Annotated in this window: 14 protein-coding genes; 8 read left to right on the top strand and 6 right to left on the bottom strand. The window is 64.3% G+C overall.

Annotated elements, in window-relative coordinates:
• The first annotated feature begins 34 nt into the window (after positions 1 to 34).
• Positions 35 to 709: a phosphoglycolate phosphatase gene (locus NBT82_RS13460; protein ID WP_251328628.1), complete on the top strand. Its 675-nt coding sequence runs from the start codon at positions 35 to 37 to the stop codon at positions 707 to 709.
• A gap of 15 nt (positions 710 to 724) precedes the next feature.
• On the opposite strand, the gene NBT82_RS13455 is transcribed toward NBT82_RS13460, so the two are convergent.
• On the bottom strand, positions 725 to 925 hold the full coding sequence (locus NBT82_RS13455) for an HEWD family protein (RefSeq protein WP_251328627.1): 201 nt from the start codon (positions 923 to 925) through the stop codon (positions 725 to 727).
• Positions 926 to 1,007: 82 nt separating this feature from the next.
• Between NBT82_RS13455 and NBT82_RS13450 the strand changes: the two genes are divergently transcribed.
• Both NBT82_RS13450 and NBT82_RS13445 read left to right on the top strand, forming a co-directional pair.
• Positions 1,008 to 1,571, top strand: coding sequence for a class I SAM-dependent methyltransferase (locus NBT82_RS13450; RefSeq protein WP_251328626.1), 564 nt, complete (start codon positions 1,008 to 1,010; stop codon positions 1,569 to 1,571).
• Between the two features lie 69 nt (positions 1,572 to 1,640).
• Positions 1,641 to 1,790, top strand: a complete 150-nt coding sequence (locus NBT82_RS13445; RefSeq protein ID WP_251328625.1) for a rubrerythrin-like domain-containing protein — start codon at positions 1,641 to 1,643, stop codon at positions 1,788 to 1,790.
• On the opposite strand, the gene NBT82_RS13440 is transcribed toward NBT82_RS13445, so the two are convergent.
• Together NBT82_RS13440 and NBT82_RS13435 are read right to left on the bottom strand one after the other, a co-directional pair.
• Positions 1,791 to 2,735 (bottom strand): DUF368 domain-containing protein, encoded by a 945-nt coding sequence (locus tag NBT82_RS13440; protein ID WP_251328624.1) that lies wholly within the window; start codon positions 2,733 to 2,735, stop codon positions 1,791 to 1,793.
• A gap of 6 nt (positions 2,736 to 2,741) precedes the next feature.
• On the bottom strand, positions 2,742 to 5,945 hold the full coding sequence (locus tag NBT82_RS13435; protein ID WP_251328623.1) for an oligosaccharyl transferase, archaeosortase A system-associated: 3,204 nt from the start codon (positions 5,943 to 5,945) through the stop codon (positions 2,742 to 2,744).
• A gap of 105 nt (positions 5,946 to 6,050) precedes the next feature.
• Between NBT82_RS13435 and NBT82_RS13430 the strand changes: the two genes are divergently transcribed.
• The 5 genes from NBT82_RS13430 (at position 6,051) to NBT82_RS13410 (ending at position 12,046) form a co-directional block, all read left to right on the top strand.
• A complete protein-coding gene (locus NBT82_RS13430; protein ID WP_251328622.1) occupies positions 6,051 to 7,193 on the top strand; it encodes a glycosyltransferase in 1,143 nt (380 codons plus the stop codon).
• Between the two features lie 129 nt (positions 7,194 to 7,322).
• Positions 7,323 to 8,492, top strand: coding sequence for a glycosyltransferase family 4 protein (locus tag NBT82_RS13425; RefSeq protein ID WP_251328621.1), 1,170 nt, complete (start codon positions 7,323 to 7,325; stop codon positions 8,490 to 8,492).
• The gene (locus NBT82_RS13420) at positions 8,489 to 10,027 is read left to right on the top strand and encodes an alkaline phosphatase family protein (RefSeq protein ID WP_251328620.1); all 1,539 of its coding nucleotides are present in this window, start codon (positions 8,489 to 8,491) and stop codon (positions 10,025 to 10,027) included. The genes NBT82_RS13425 and NBT82_RS13420 overlap by 4 nt, the downstream gene beginning before the upstream one ends.
• A gap of 22 nt (positions 10,028 to 10,049) precedes the next feature.
• On the top strand, positions 10,050 to 11,210 hold the full coding sequence (locus tag NBT82_RS13415) for a glycosyltransferase family 4 protein (RefSeq protein WP_251328619.1): 1,161 nt from the start codon (positions 10,050 to 10,052) through the stop codon (positions 11,208 to 11,210).
• A complete protein-coding gene (locus tag NBT82_RS13410) occupies positions 11,207 to 12,046 on the top strand; it encodes a hypothetical protein (RefSeq protein WP_251328618.1) in 840 nt (279 codons plus the stop codon). The genes NBT82_RS13415 and NBT82_RS13410 overlap by 4 nt, the downstream gene beginning before the upstream one ends.
• A gap of 340 nt (positions 12,047 to 12,386) precedes the next feature.
• Here the strand turns inward: NBT82_RS13410 and NBT82_RS13405 are convergent, their stop codons facing one another.
• The 3 genes from NBT82_RS13405 to rfbC all read right to left on the bottom strand — a co-directional run bounded on the left by NBT82_RS13405 (position 12,387) and on the right by rfbC (position 15,171).
• Positions 12,387 to 13,277 (bottom strand): SDR family oxidoreductase, encoded by an 891-nt coding sequence (locus NBT82_RS13405; RefSeq protein WP_251328617.1) that lies wholly within the window; start codon positions 13,275 to 13,277, stop codon positions 12,387 to 12,389.
• Positions 13,278 to 14,510 carry a DegT/DnrJ/EryC1/StrS family aminotransferase gene (locus NBT82_RS13400; RefSeq protein WP_251328616.1) on the bottom strand — a complete coding sequence of 411 codons (1,233 nt, stop codon included), beginning with the start codon at positions 14,508 to 14,510 and terminating at the stop codon, positions 13,278 to 13,280.
• Positions 14,511 to 14,616: 106 nt separating this feature from the next.
• Complete coding sequence (rfbC, locus tag NBT82_RS13395) at positions 14,617 to 15,171, bottom strand: dTDP-4-dehydrorhamnose 3,5-epimerase (RefSeq protein ID WP_251328615.1); 555 nt, start codon at positions 15,169 to 15,171, stop codon at positions 14,617 to 14,619.
• Positions 15,172 to 15,184 lie beyond the last annotated feature (13 nt).

Here is a 15,184-nt window from a genome sequence, read left to right as displayed (position 1 = left end):
GCCCCTTATCACGCCGGCGGGGCAGAGTCGAGGTATGAGTCCGCCGCTCGCACTCGACATCGACGGGACGCTGACGTCGTCGGCGGGAGGGATCGACCCCCGGGCCTTCGAGGCGCTCCGCGGGTGGGACGCGCCGGTCGTCCTCGCGACGGGCAAGGCGTTTCCCTACCCAGTCGCGCTCTGTCACTTCATGGACCTGCCTGAGCGAGTGATCGCCGAGAACGGCGGCGTCGTCTACGCCGACGACGAGGTGACGGTGACGGTCCCCGACGCCGACCGCCCCCGGGAGGCGGCGCAGGCCTTCGTCGACCGGGGCGGCGACCTGGGCTGGGGGGCGGCCGACACCGTCAACCGCTGGCGGGAGACGGAGGTGGCTGTCCGCCGCGACGCCGACGACGCGTTGCTCCGGGCCGTCGCCGAGGAGTTCGGCCTCGACGTGGTCGATACGGGGTACGCCTACCATCTCAAACTCCCTGGCGTCGAGAAAGGCGAGGGGCTCCGGGCGGTCGCCGCGACGCTCGGTCTCGATCCCGCGGCGTTCGTCGCGGTGGGCGACAGTGAGAACGACGTCTCGACCTTCGAGGTGGCCGGGGAGTCCTTCGCCGTCGCCAACGCGGACGACCGAGCGCGAGCCGCCGCCGACCGCGTCACTGACGGGGCACACATGGACGGGACGCTCGAAGCGCTCGCGGCCCGTCGGGATCGGTGACGAACGCGGTCGGCATTACGCGTCGGCGGCGTCGTGCTGGATGGGGACGAACGTCCCGTTGATGTCCCACTCGTGGATACAGTACACCTCGCCGACGAGTGAGTCGCCGTCGTCGTCGGTGGCGATGCGCCAGGTACTCGTCGCGTCGTTCCAGACCTCCCGCCGGCCACAGTCCTCGCACTGGCGGGCGGTCGGTTTCCTGATGGTCACGCCCATGACCGGGATAGCGGTCGGTGGGGATTTAACCCTACCGTCGCCGCGCAGGGGGACTTATCACCGCCGGGGGACAGCGGTACGTATGGGCTTTCACACCTTCGACAGCGACCGGGCCGACGCCCTCGAGGACGCCGCGAGAAGATACCGGTACTGCTCGCGGGAGGAACTCCACGCACTGGTCGCGCCGAACCCGGAGATGCGACTGGCCGACATCGGGAGCGGCACGGGGTTCTACACCGACGACCTGGCGCCACACGTCGGGACGGCCTACGCCGTCGATATCCAGGCCGCGATGCACGACCGCTACCGCGAGAAGGGGGTTCCCGACGGGGTCGAACTGGTCGAAGCCGCCGCCGCCGACCTGCCGTTCGACGCCGACGAACTCGATACCGTCGTCTCGACGATGACGTTCCACGAGTTCGCCGACCCCGCGGCGCTGGCCGAGGTGGCCCGCGTCCTCCGGCCGGGCGGCCGCCTCGTCACCGTCGACTGGGATCGGGCGGGCGCGGGCGAGGCCGGCCCGCCGCGCGAGGAAACGTACGGACTCGGCGACGCCGTCTCCCTCCAGACGGACGCCGGCTTCACCGTCGAACACGCGGCGTCGCGGCCGGAGACGTTCGTCTGTGTCGCCCGTCTCGACGACTGAGTAAAGCGCGTCGTGACCGTCGTCGGGGCGAAACGGTGATATCGGTGTGCGCCCCACGTTACCATGAGTATGAGACACAATCACATCGACCCGTACAGCCCGGAGGGAGGGTATTACGAATGCCGGTCGTGCACCCGGCGCGAGGCGAGCGAGACGCGACTGACCGTCTGTCGGGCCTGTGGGGACGAGGTACTGAACCTCGCGGTCCCGCGGGAGTGATCAGACCACGATGCCGTCGGTGTAGCGTTCCAGCGCCACCACGAGGACGGCGCCGGCCACTGCCGCGAGTGCGAACGTGAGGGTTGCGTCGGTCGTCCACCCACCCGACCCCAGGGCGTCGCCCGCCTGTAGGACCGGCGCCCGCAGGCCCCCCACGACGAGGCTCACGAGGAAGGAAAGCGTCGCGTAGCGGTAGGTGTCGAGCGCCCAGCGGACGGCGTGGGCGACGGTGAACAGGCCGACGACCGCGCCGACGCCGAAGGCAACCACGGTCGTCGCGGGGCCGAACACCGCGGCGGCGGTCCCGCCGACGAGTAGGCCGAGCAACGCGTCGACGAAGGCCGTCAGCCGCTCGACGAGGAACTCGTACTGGCCGAGGATGACGAGGATGAGCGACCCCGAAATCCCGGGAAGCACCATCGCACTGATGGCGACGGCGCCGACGCCGACGGTGACCAGCGGCGTGGAGGGGAGCGCAGTCCCGGCCTGCCCGGCCGAGAGGAAAGCGAGGAGGAAGCCGACGACGGCGGCGCCGGCCCGTCCGGGCGTATCGAGGGTGGCCTCGCTCGCCAGAACGACCGCCGACGCGGCGATGAGCCCGAAGAAGAAGCCGAAGGTGAGGACGGGTTCGGAGCCGAGAGCGACGTGGAGGAGCCGCGTCACCACGAGGACCGCGGTGAGGATTCCGCCGCCGAGTGCGGCGAGAAAGAGGCCGTCGATTTCGCGGAAGGCAGCCCGGGCGTCGTCGCGCCGCCCCGGAACTGGGGCGGCGAGAACGCGCCGGATTCGATCGGGGGTGACGGCAGTGACGGCGGCGATCAGGCGTTCATAGATGCCCGTGATGAGCGCGATGGTGCCGCCGGAGACACCAGGGACCGCGTCGGCCGCCCCCATGCAGATCCCCTTGAGGTAGACGACCAGTAGGGGGCGGAGACGTCGATCCATGTCGTTTCAGTTCCGGACGGCGGCAGCAGGAGCCCGGAGCGACGACGGATCGTCGGCGGACGCGCCGTCGTGGGTCGGGCCGTCGGTCGGGTCGTCACCGTCGGTCGGCGTGACCGGTTCGAGCGACGACGATCCGGACGTGTTGCCGTCGGACTCGTTGCCGCCGCCGATCGACAGGTTGGTGAACGGGTTGGTCCGATTCAGCGTCACCTCGCGCTCGCCCGAGACGTCGCCGTTGACCCGACCCTCGCTGATCTGGATCTGTCCCTTGTACTGGACGATCGAGTCGTTGTCCGCGGCGAGCGCCGACTGGATGCGGTAGGGGCCCTCTGCCCTGACGCTCACGTTCGTGTACCCGTTCGACGGGCCGTACTCGTCGTAGCCCGTCGTCGAGTAGGGCAGGGTCATCGTCAGTTCCCCGTCGGCGGTCGTCGTCGTCTCCTGGGTGTACGTGAACGTCTCGTTCGTCGTCGGGATGCGCATTGGGACCGTCGCCCGGACCGACGTGTTCGGCGGGAGCCCGGAACTCGTGATGGTCGCGCCCGGCACCTTCTCGAAGGTCTTCACCCACGAGGGCTCGTAGAGCGTCTGTGAGGACGGCGGGACGCCCGTCGCGGCGAACGTCCGTCGACTGATCCGCTGGTACTGCCCGGAGCGCTGGGCGGCCGAGGAGTTGCTCACCTTCACCAGGCGGTAATGTTCCAGTGCGGGCACGCGCTCGGCGGGGTAGTGGCCGATGCCGCCGATCTGTGACGTGCTGTCGTTGGCGACGTAGGCCCGCGCGTCCGAGAGGCTGCCGAACTCGCGGACCATCGATCGGTTGCCCTGTGGCCCGGCCCGGACGGTGACGGTCTCGCCGCCCTGGGTCTGGGCCCGACGCTGTTCCCAGTCGACGACGATCGGCTGCGGTTGCATCGCACTCCCGTGGTAGGCGTACAGGCGCACCATCATGCTCTGGTAGTAGCGCTGGTCGCGCAGGTAGAACACGCCCCGGAGGTTGCTGGTGTACACCGGGCGGTAGAAGTCACCAGCCGAGACGTTGCCGGCGTCGTAGAAGACGACCGGCGCGCCGAACTTGGACTGGGGCTCGACCATCTGCCAGTCGACCATCACGAACCGAGTGCCCGCGGCCTCCTGATCACGCTCGCCGAGGGCCTCCTGTGCGGCGGACGCGTTGGGAGCGAGCAGGTAGTTCGCCGCCGGGGTCGCGCCCTGCTGGAACGGGTTCGCGTTCGGAATCCGCTCGCCGCGGAAGGTGATCCAGTGGCCGTAGTCCCACCACGACTGGACGCCGTAGGCGCCGGCCGGGTAGTCGTAGTCCGACGTTCGGGAGTATTTACCGTAGTACGCCATCTCGTTGTTCGCGCCGCCGAGCGTCCCCGGGGTCGGCGTGTTCGACTCCATCCAGTCGAGCGAGCCCTCCCACTCCGTGACCGCACGGGGGCCGTTCTGCTGGGCCGCCTCCCACGCCGTGGAACTCTGGTCGACCGAGGGGTTGCCGGTGTTGCGCACGCCCATCGGGACGAGCAAGACGGGCGTGACGATCAGCATCGCGGCCGCGAGCACCGCGAGCACCTGGTAGCCCTGCAGGTCGCGAACGGCGTCGAAGGAGGCCGCCCGCAGGTCGAGCCAGGAGAGGAGCTGGCCGACGAGGTAGGCGTTCGCGACGGCGACGACGGGCGCGAGATAGTAGTTGAACCGCACCTGCGTGAACGCCGCGGCGGTCATGAAGGCCGCCCAGATGACGACCAGCAAGTTCTCGGCGTCGTAGTTGGTCTGCAGCACCGCGCCGAAGAGGATCAGCGCCACCAGTGCGACGCCGACGAGTTCGGAGACGACGCCGAACGCGTCGCCGAGGGCCCGGAACGGCGCGGGGATCAAAAACAGGAGACCGAGGAGCGCGAGACTCCCGACGGCGTAGCCGACGCGTTCGGTCTCGCCGTCGCGAACGAGCGGCTTCGCGACCAGCCAGATGATCGCCGCCACGCCGGTGAAGAGCGCGAAGCCGTAGTCGGCCATGATCCGGCCCGTGGCGGTCATGGCGTTCTGCTGGAGGATCTGTGGCGCGAGGTAGGGCTGTGCCTCGGAGATGGTCCGCGTCGCCGCGCCCGCGCTGAAGCCGACGATCCGGAGGATGTTGGTTTGGATCGCCCCGAACAACGAGGGAAGCGCGATGGCGACGATTCCCACACCGGCGGCGATCACGCCGAGAACGACCGCCGGATAGTACGTGCGGTCGAGGTTTCGGTCGTCGAACTGACGTGCCAGCCCCGCCAAGAGGATGGCGGTACCGCCGACCCCGAGGGCGGCCAGTGGCTGAAACAGGGAGAAGTTCGTCGGTTCGAAGCCGATCGAGTCGACCTGTACCAGCATCAGGAGGGCTGTCACGCCCATCGAGACGGCGCCGACGAAGGCGACCGGTTCGGGCGACCCGCCGGTGACGTAGTCGCTGGTGAGCTGGTAGATCAGATACGTTCCGAAGACGCCGACCAGCAGGACGCCCGGCGGCCACACCCACATGTAGAGGGCGACGGCGACGCCCGCGAGGGCGCTCCACAGGAGGGGTTCGCGGAGGGCGTCGAGATCACGGTCGACGACGAGTTCCCACACGGGCTTCTCGCGTTTGGCGACCCCGAGGGCGATCAGCAGGCCGAGGAGGCCGATGGTCTGGAAGAGCGGCTCGGCGATGTTGTGGTCGGCGAAGCCGACGAGTCCCCGCTGGAGGAACTGCCCGGGCAGGAGGAGCAAGACGACGGCGCCGAAGAGGCCGGCGAGCCGCCCGGCGATTCGCTTGCCGATCGCGTAGGTCGGAATCGCGACGAGCGCGCCCAACACCGCCGGCGCGACGAGAAGCGTCTTCGCGATCGTCGACGAGGAGGGGCTTCCGAGGCCGACGACCAGCGCCGCCGTGGCGACGAGCTGGTCGTACAGGGTGCCGAACTGCCCGACGCTCGTTCCGTACGGGAAGTACGTCCAGGCGTCGAACGGCATCGTGAACGGCCAGTTTCGCACCGTGTACTCGACCTGGCGGAGGTGGTACCAGGCGTCGTTGCCGGCGAAAAGCACCTGTCCGTTCCGGATGAAGTTGTCGTACTCCTGGAGACGGATGGCGAGCATCACCGCAACGACGATGACGAGCACGGGGACGTGATACCAGTCGAAAAAGAGGTCTACGACCGACGGGGACCCCTCACGCTGATCGTCGCTCATTGGCCGAACGGACTGGGATTACGGGCATAAACCTTGTTATCTCTCGTGGTCGAGGCGCCACGGCCGACCGCCACCGATTTACTCCCACCCGTTACACCTACCCGTATGCGCCGACTCCTCGCCGCCATCGCGGGCCTCTTCGGACTGACTGGGCTCCCGTATCTCGTCTACCTCGGGATGGACTGGGTCTTGGATCCCGACGGATCGCCCGCGGACAAACGGCCGGCCGAACCCACGGTGAGCATCGTCCTTCCGACGTACAACGAGGAGCGGATCGTCGAAGGAAAACTGTCGGAGCTGGTGTCGCTCGACTACCCGATGGAACACGTCGAAGTCGTGATCGTCGACTCGAGCGACGACGGAACCCGCGAGCGCGTCCGAGCCTTCTTCGAGGATCGGGACGCACCCACGCTGACGCTCATCGAAGAGGACGAACGCCGCGGGCTGGCCCCCGCGCTCAACGACGCGTACGCGGCCGCGGACAACGAAATGGTGGTCAAGACGGACTGCGACTCACGGATCGCCGACGACGCGCTCAGGGAGGCGGCCGCGAACCTGGCCGATCCCGAAATCGGCGGGGTGACCGGTCGGAACGCCGAGGTTCTCGGCGGGAGCGACGTCGAAACGGGGTACCGAGACATCCAGAGCCGGATCCAAGTACTGGAGTCGCATCTGGATTCGACGCTCATCTTTCACGGGCCGTTCTCGGCGTTCCGTAACGACGAAATCGTTCCCGTCGATCCCGATTCGATCGCCGACGACACGGAGCTTGCGTTGCGGATCAGGCACAACGGCAAGCGTGTGATCTTCGATCCGGCCATCCGGTACAAGGAAGCCGCACATTCCAGGTTCGGAAAGCGGCGACGACAGAAGGACCGCCGAGCGATGGGCCTGTTGCGACTGCTGTGGCGACAGCGGTCGATGCTCGGCCGCTTCGGCGCCTACGGACGGGTGGTGCTGCCGTTCAACTGGTGGTTCATGTTCGTGTCGCCGTGGCTGCTGATGGGTGGACTGGGGGTAGCGTCGGTCGCCGCGATCGCTGTCGGCGGACCGATCGGCGTCGCAGTTCCTGCGGGGGTCGTCGGCTTCGTCCTCGCCGGCTCGCGGGACGCGCTGGGGCCGCTACAAGCGGCGTACTCGCTGTTCGATACGCAGATATCGCTGTTCAGGGCGAGCGTGACGCTGCTTCGGGGCGACGCCTCCGCCGTCTGGACCGTGGATCAGGAGTTGCGCGAAGTGTACGACTGAACCGGGGCGGACCTGAGTCGGCGCCGTCGGTCCCAGTCCAGTGACGGTACTGGCGAACGCCGTTCGTGGCTCACCACGGCTTCGCGGTATAGGAACGTTTTAATCACCGTGCCGCTAACCCGTCCCGATGTGAAGGTCTGTACGGTTGCACCCGCGTTCAACCGACACGGTGGCGTGCCCTACGTCGCCAGAAATATCGTCTCACAGTTTCGTGATCGCGGAGCGGATTGCTGGGTCATCACGGACCAAGAGCGGGAGGCAGACGTCGAACCCGCTCTCCCGGACGTCGAGATCCGGACGGTAAAACGCACCGACCGGCTCTTCCCGCTCAATATCTTCTCCTTCGCAGTTCGTGCACTTCCAGAGCTGCGATCCCTGCATGACCGGCACGATTTCGACATTATCCACATGCACGGAAACTACATCCTGTTGCCGATCCTGGCCGACAAACTCGACTACGTGGACGCGACGCTCGTCGAGACGGCTCACGGGACGTATCTCAACGAGATCAGATCGTTCCAGGAGTATCCGTCGTTCGATCGAAAGTGGAAATACTGCACCGGAGTGTATCTCGATCACCTGATTCAGAAGTACGGGAGTCGGTTCGCGGATCACATTCACGCTGTCGCACAGCGCGCCAAACCGGAACTGGCCGAGATGGGTATCGACCCGTCGATCGTCGACGTAGTCCCGAACGGCGTCAATCTGGAGGAATTCGACGCCGAAGCGTCCGTTGAAGGCGTGAGGGAGCAGTACGGCCTCGAAGATGCCGACGTGGCCCTCTCCGTCGGAAGCATGATCCCCCGTAAGGGAATCCACACACTGGTCGAGGCGGCACCGAAGGTTCGAGCGAAGAATCCGTCCGGCCACATCGTCCACGTTGGCGGACACAGCCACGGAGGCTACACCGAGTACGTCAAAGAACGAATCGAGGAACTGGGTGTCGAAGACGTCGTCACCCTGACCGGGCGAGTCAGCCGCGAGGAACTCATCGGCTGGTTCGATACCTGTGACGTCGCCGTTTCGGCGGCGTACTCCGAGGGGTGCCCGATAAACGTTCTCGAAGCCGCCGCCAGTGGCTGTACGACGGTTGCGACGGACGTCGGCGGCGCACCAGACGTCCTCGGCGAACACGGCATCTACGCGGAACCGGGTGACACCGATTCGCTCTGTGACGCACTGCTGACCGGGTTCGAGAGCGACCACGGGGATGCGATACGTCGGCGAATCGAGCGCGACTTCACCTGGGAGACCATCGCCGACGACCTGTACGATCGATTCGAGGAGTGGAACGAATGAAGACACTAGTCATCGGTCTCGACGGGGCGACGTACAACGTTCTCGAACCACTGCTGGACGAGGGACGGCTCCCGAACCTGCAGAACCTGATCGAGACGGGGACTGCCGGAACGCTCGACTCGACCGTTCCGCCGGCGACGTACCCAGCGTGGAAATGTTACTCCACCGGTCAGCATCCGACGAAACTCGGCTTCCACAGCTTCCTCGGGTTCAAACAGGGCAACCTGGAACCGGCGTCGACGGACGCACCGGAGATCTGGGACTACGTGTGCGAACAGGGGGGGACCGCGGCGTCGATCAACATGCCGACGTCCTATCCGGCGTCCGAACTCGACGGCTTCATGACCTCCGGATACGTGATCGGGGGCGACGACTGGATCTATCCGGAAGAAATGCGGGAGTTCGTCGAAGAGGAGTTCGACTACAGGCCGGAAGTGTCGTTCCCGGTCCACACGGAACTGCTCGCCGAGGACACGGCCGAGGCTCGCGCGGAGATCAGGTCGGTGATGCAGAGCCGGTTCGAGCTGGCGAAGTTCGCACTCAACGAGTTGTCACTCGACTTCCTCCAGCTCACGATGTACTACACCGACACGTACCAGCACTTCTTCTGGAATCAGCCCGAGATCCTCAACGAGATGTGGGAGTACGTCGACGAGCAACTCGGCGACGTACTCGACCGAGTCCCGGACGGGACGAACGTGTTTGTCGTCTCCGACCACGGGTTCGAACGGCTCGACACGGGGATCTTCTACCTGAACCGCTGGCTCGAAAAGGAGGGCTATCTCACGCTGGAGGGGAACGAAACTACCGGCCTCTTCGAACGACTCTCCGTCGACACGAAGACGCTGTCCGCGTGGCTCGATCGGTTCGGACTGATGCCCCTCGTTCGGGCGCTCGTCCCCGAGTCGACGCGGCGAAAGGTGCCGAACCCGCGGGGGGAGGTCGGCGTCGATCAGCTCTCGGAACGGCTCGTCTGGGAGGAGAGCGATGCGGTCATGTACGGCGGTGGCATCTTCCTCAACGTCGATCGTCTCGGCCCCCGGTACGAGGAGGTCAGAACGGAACTGATGGAGAGGGTCACCGAGATCACCTCCCCGGAGACCGGCGACCCCGTCCTTGTCGACGCGTACCGGCCCGAAGAACTGTACGCGCCGGGCGAGACCCTTCCGCGCGACGACGACGAGGTCCCCGACGTGTTGCTGTTGCCCAGAGACGAGGGGTTCGTCAGCCCGGCCTACTCCCCGAACGTGTGGAACACGACGGATCTCGAGGGACGGTGGAGCGTTCACGCGAAGCCGGGCATCTTCATCGCCAACGGCCCCGACATCCGCGAATCGTCCGCCGATCTCGATATCTTCGACGTCGCGCCGACCGTCCTCCACGCGATGGGATACCCCATCGCCGAGGAGATGGACGGACGCGTCAGGAAGGATATCTTTTCCGCGGAGAGCGAACCGGCGACCCGCGAGGTCGAGTATCGGGGGGAACGCACGCGGATCGATAGCGCGGTCAGGGCTCTCGAAGACGGGCTATGATCGTCGAAACGGGGAGTCGACCGTGACGGCGACACCGACAGGAGACCGGGCCGTCTGTGTTCTCGGATACGGACTGCATCCGCCGTGGAGCGAGGGGACGCGGGTACTCACCCGGGACGTCGTCCGTAGTCTGCTCCACACCCAGGGTATCGACGTCTCCTGCCTGTCGACGATCGGTGCCGGTGCAACCCCTGCCGAAGAACTGCCGATCACGTACGTCCGCGAGTCGGTCGTCGGCGACCTCGTCGAGCACCTCGGCGGCTATCGGTACAATACGGACGTCGTCATGCTCGCCCGGCTCTTTCGACGGTTCATCGCGCAGGCGCGGAAGGCCGAGGTGGTCCACGCCGGCTTCGCGAGCCACACGATGTTCTCCGCGCTCGCCGATGCCGTGAGCGACGCCGCGTTCGTCGCACAGACGTTCGGCGGCATCGAACACGCGGACCTGGCGAAGCGGCTCGGGACCTTCGACCGAATCGACGCGTACGTCTCCTGTTCCCGCGGTGATCTCGAAACGTTACGCGAACTCGGAGTCCCCGAACGGAAGCTCCACGCGGTCGACGCACCCGTTTTCACGACCGACTTCGACACGCCGGGGAGCGAGAACGCCCGCGCCGAATTTGCCGTTGACGACGGCGATTTCGTCGTCGGCTACCTCGGAAACGTGAACGAACGCCGCTTTCCCCGGGCAGTCGCGGCGCGGATCGAGGAGTTCGCGGATCGATCGGACGTGACGGTGCTCGTCGCGACGAAACTGATCGAGGACCACCCGTTTTCGAACGCATCCGGGGTGACAGTCGTCAACCGCTATCTCGATCCGCGGGAGAAACGGCTGTTCTTCAGGGCCTGTGACGTACTGCTGTTCCCGTTCGACTTCGACGATCGGACCTCCGCCCCCATCATCGATCCACCGCTGTCCGTTCTCGAAGCGATGGCTGCCGCCCGTCCCGTCGTGACCACTCGGTGTCTCTCCCTGCCGACGCTCCTTCAGGACGGCGAAACGGGCTATCTCCGCGAGCCGGGCGACGTCGACGGCCTGTTGGACGCCATCAGCCGACTCGCTGACCGTCCGGAGGAGCGGCGCCGGATCGGCCGAGCGGCGCGCGACGTCGTCGAGACCCGACACGCTCCCGAGACGGTCGCAACACAGCTGCGCGAGGTGTACGACGAGGTGGTCCCGTGACCGGCGACCTATACGTCGATCCGACGGGACGGTTCGGTGTGCGGGCCGCGGAGTCGTACGAGACACCGATACCGATGCGTGAACGGGACGCGACGCCGACGGCGGAGGTGCGGCTGAGCGAGGTCTCGGCGGTGGAGACGCCGCCCCGGTCGCGGGGGCGTCGACTCGCCACTCACTGGTTCTGGTTCGACGACGGCGACCTCCGCGTCGTGTATCCGTCGCTGCCGTGGGGTGATTCGGTCGCCGTCCGTATCGCCGGACTCGGGACGCCGACGGTCCGCGTCGAATACACGCCGGCGTTCCGGCGGATGGCGCAGTTCGGCTCGCTGCTGTCGGCCCTGTTCGTCCGGGGACTGCTCTCGGCCGCGGTCGTGCCGGTCGTCGGCACCCTTCGGTCGGCCGCCCCGGGCCAATCTACGCTCTCGGTCACCCTCGGAGACGATCCCTCCTCGCAGTCCGTCGTCGTTCTCACCGACGGGGCGACGACGGACACCGCGGGGCCTGTCGTCGCGACGTACGACTCGACCGGCACCGTCTTGTCGGAGACGCTCACCGCAGTCGAGGTGTGTGATCCCCACGACCGGAGCGCGAACGCCGACGGGACGCTGACGCCCGACGGTGCCGCGGCGACCCTCGAAACCGTCACCGACGCGGTCGTCGATCCGGAGCAGTACTATCCGTCGTTGTACGCGTTCGCGAGTGACGACCCGGAGATCCACGCGAGCGCCGTCAAGTCGCTCCGACGGGACGCCCTTCGGGAGCGACTGGAAGGCGTCGGACGCATCGAACGCCGTTCGGTTCCGGCGGGTGACGTTGCCGGTGACGGACGGCTATAGCGGTTGAAACCCGATATGCCGATCGTACCCCGTCCTGTGATGGGCGTACGATGACGTCTACCACAATCAAACCCGACACCGTAAGGCTCCGAGACGGTCCGCTCTCGTCGCGTGCCCTCGTGACCCCGTTCAGAGTACCTCCGGTTTTGGTTTCTGATCGCAGTCCACCATTTCGATCGGTGCGAAATAGAGGATCTGCAAGAGCGGGTCCACAAAGCAGTTCTGATCACGCTCCCTGCACGGAGGATGATTACTCGTACGCGGGCCCAGCGACACCCCGAGACGACGAATAGCAGGAACGGCGGACACTCACTCGTCGATCAGTATCGGAAACGTACCGTTATTGCTTGTTCAGCATCTCTTGTGCCCCTACTTCGAGTGTCCGGAACGCGATTCCCGCTTCTTCACGTATCTTTTCATTTGATAGGTGATTGTTCGGTCTGTCTGCAGGCAGGTCGACGTCGTCCGAACATCCTGTCTTCACGATATCGGGAGCATATCCGAACGTCTCCGCTATCTTGACCGCCCAATCATATCGACTCGTATACTGGGAACCAGTAACGTGGAAGGTCCCCGTGTGCCCGTCCTTCAGGAGTCTCAAGACGGCCTCGTTGCAGTCCGGAACGTAGACGGGTGTATTGTACCAGTCACTGAAGACTTGGAAAGAGTCGCGACTGTCGAGACGATTCAGAACCCACTCGACGAACGATGGTGTCTGCCAGGAGGCCGACCAGCAGTACGGTTGGTCGATACGGCATATCGTAGAGTCGACTGTAGAATCGAGGATCAGGTCTTCGCCTCTAATTTTTGTCTCGCCGTAGTGGTTCACGGCGTTGCGTGGGCTATCCTCGACGAAGGAGTCACCGTTGCCGTCGAACACGAATCCCGTCGAAAAAAATACGAGCCTAGCGTCAACCGCTTCCGCAGCAGCAAGGACGTGCTCCGTTCCCCGGACGTTGATCGCAGTTGCACGCTCTGGATCTCGTTCACATTCGTCGACGTTGGTCATCGCAGCTGCATGAACGATGATATCCGGTTTTAGATCGTTTACGAGATCTCGAACGCGGTCGTCATCACGAACATCGAGATAGTGCGACTCGGTGCTGGTGTCCACATCGGCGGATGGTTCGGTCGAATACCGCGTGTAGGTGACATCGTAACCGGCGTTCGATGCACGCCGAACTAGATCCCAGCCGACGATCCCCGAACCGCCGGTAACTAACAGTTCCATTTATGTCGCGGATTCGAAAAATTCTTCAAATGTCTGCTCGACGTAATCGAGTTTTCGATTCGTAAGAGATTGATGACAACCGATCACGAACGCGTTTTTCATCACGTGGTCCGCGTTCGGCGTTTCGAACGGGATCCGGCACTCGATGTCCTCGAATCCGGGGTGACGTAGAATGTTTCCAGTCCAGAGAGAGCGGGTCTGAATATCGTTGTTTTCCAAGTATTTGACGACGTCAACGCGGTCGAACGGAGCTTCCTCGGTGATTGTGAGGGGATAAGCCAGCCAAGCGGTTTCGACATCGTCGCGCTCCTCGGGGAGAACAAACCACTCGTCGTATTGCCGGAAGAATTCCGAGAGACGCTGGAAGTTCTCCCGCCGCCGTTCGGCGAAATCGTCCAGTTTCTTCAACTGCTCAACTCCGAATGCTGCGCTGGCCTCCAGCGGGAGGAAGTTGTATCCGACCTCGTCGAAAACGAACTTCGAGTCGTAGGAGATATCGCCAAGTTGGGTTTCGAGCCGCTCGTCGATGGTGACATTTTCATCAACGGCTGACTTTCGACCCCACGCGCGGAATTTCTTGGCCTTGTCGGCGTATTCCTGCCTATGGAAGCAGACAATTCCACCTCCTCCAAACCCCGTTATGATATGAGATCCGTAGAAACTCGTCGTGGAGACGTCCGTGAACTCTCCCGTCGGCTCGCCCTGTATCCTCGCTCCGATCGTGTCACAGGAATCCTCGATGAGATAGAGATCGTGTTCGTCCGCGATTGCACGAAGTCGCGGCCAGTTGGGGATGTTTCCGGCCAGTGCAGGAATCATGATCGCCTCGGTATCCGCCGTGATCGCTGCCTCTATTTTGTCGATCTGGATCTGATAACTCCCGACATCGATATCGATGAACACGGGAATAAGATCGTTCTGTACGATCGGGGCAACCGTCGTGGAAAAGGTAGTGATGGGTGTGATGATCTCCGCACCCTTTGAGAGCATAAGTGATGTGAGTGCCAACATATTGGCGGAAGAGCCGGAATTGGTCATCACTCCGTGTGTCTTCCCGAAGCGCTTGGCTACCTTCTCCTGAAACTCATCAGTGTAGTCCCCACCCACGAGACGTTCGGGTGTCTCGAGTACATCCTGAACCGCCTCTTTTTCTGCCTCATCGTACGTTGCTTTTGCGTAGAGTACACGTTCTACTTCCCCCTCTTCTTGTCGTACCTCGGTATCGTCGCTCATACGTTTCACTATCGCGGAGGGGACAATAGTACTTCGACTCTCGAATCCGAACGGGTCCTCGTGCGATTTTCACTGCGACCGCGCTTCGATAGACACGGACGGGCGGTCAAGTCCGCCTCGCTCGCCACTCCCGGAGCGTCGGCCATTCCTGATCCTGGTCGGACAGTATTGGCTCTCCGTCCGTTGGCCAGTCGACATCGAGGGTTTGGGAATCCCATGCTAACCCCTCGACGTTTTCGGGAGAATACGGAGCGGATGCCTTGTAGTGCACCACCGTGTCGTCTTCTTGCACCAAATATCCGTGTGCAAAACCCTCGGGTACGTACAGAATCTCCTTGTTATCACCCGAAAGCGTGCGGACGACATGTTCTCCGAACGTATCGGAGCTCCCACGGAGATCGACGACCACGTCGAATACGCTCCCTTGACTGACGTGGACGAGTTTCGCCTGCTCGGCTGGTTCGACCTGCATGTGTAGTCCCCGAAGCACATTAGAACGCGACCGTGAGTAGAAAGCAAGCTGGAAATCATCGTCTATCCCGACCTCCTCAAAGACCGTTCTGTCATAGCTTTCGAGCAGGTATCCACGCTCGTCCGAGAATATTTGAGGCGTTGCGACGACGACATCGGCTATATCCGTCCGTTCGAATTCAAACGGCATACATCTGGGACTG

The organism is Haloplanus sp. HW8-1, from assembly GCF_023703795.1.
Lineage (GTDB): Archaea > Halobacteriota > Halobacteria > Halobacteriales > Haloferacaceae > Haloplanus > Haloplanus pelagicus.
This window is presented reverse-complemented; position numbering and strand designations above follow the sequence as displayed.